Source organism: Thalassotalea ganghwensis, from assembly GCF_053485795.1.
Genome location: NZ_JBQRUM010000057.1, coordinates 1 through 1,049, shown reverse-complemented (window position 1 = coordinate 1,049; position 1,049 = coordinate 1). Strand labels below are relative to the sequence as shown.

Genomic DNA, 1,049 nt, shown 5'->3' with positions numbered 1-1,049 from the left:
ACCAACTTCCCTAACTCTGTTTTGACTTCATTGGTTAGTTCAAAGCCCATGTTGATTCTTAAGCAGTCATTATATAGCGATAGCGTGCTGAACAGTCTTCCCAAGCGAATATCAATTTGATTCTTTGCCATCAAGGACTCGAACTTTTCCGAGTCCAGATCGGGTACTTGTAACCAAAGCACCATTCCCCCTTGAGGGTTACTAATGTTGACTTTCTCAGGCAAATGCTCGGTAAGAAAACCAAGATAAGCCTGCTTTAAATTAAGCAATTTAGTGCGGCGACGTTTTAGCTGTTTAGCGTAGTGCCCTGATTCGATAAAGTCTGCAATACCGAGTTGAGTTGGCAGAGACACACCAAAGCTCGAAGCGATATGTTGTTGACGATAACGTTCAATATAGCGCCCTGGTTGACACCAGCCTAAACGGTAGCTAGGCGATAAACTTTTTGATACTGAACCACACCACAAGATGTAGCCATCATTGTCATAATACTTGGCTGGCAGTGGCGTATGCTCGGCGTAAGAGAGCTCTAGATAGACGTCATCTTCGATCATTGGCACTTGGTATTGATTGGCAAGCTCAGCCAACGTTTGCTTTTGCTGGGTTGACATAGTGATCCCTTGTGGGTTCATGTGAGAGGTACAAAAAATGCCTGCTTTGACACTACCTTGCTTGAGGTGAGATTCAAGCTGAACCAAGTCGATACCGTCTTCCAGTGATGGGATCTCAACAATCTTGCGACCCATTTGACCCAGTAGGTCCAAAATACCGCTAAAACACGGCGAGCTAATTGCTATTGCATCCCCCATTTGGGTACACGATTCTAACGCAGACTTAATCGCAGGCATGCAACCAGAAGTGATGACCAATTCAGCTGGGTTAATATGCAGTCCAAGCTTAGCAAAATGAACACTCAGTGCATCTCGTAAAAACGGCTCACCTTGAGCATTGGGGTATTGATTGAGTCGGCTATTTCCTAAACGCTTACTAGTTCGACGAAAGCTGCGCTTTAATTCACTTAACGCTTGTTCATCTATGTCTGTGCTAGA

Annotated in this window: 1 protein-coding gene; it reads right to left on the bottom strand. The window is 44.6% G+C overall.

Annotated features, from left to right (window positions below; all coding sequences use genetic code 11):
- Positions 1-1,049 (bottom strand): aminotransferase-like domain-containing protein (locus ACSLUH_RS19430; protein WP_448570074.1); only part of this gene is annotated, 1,049 nt, incomplete at both ends.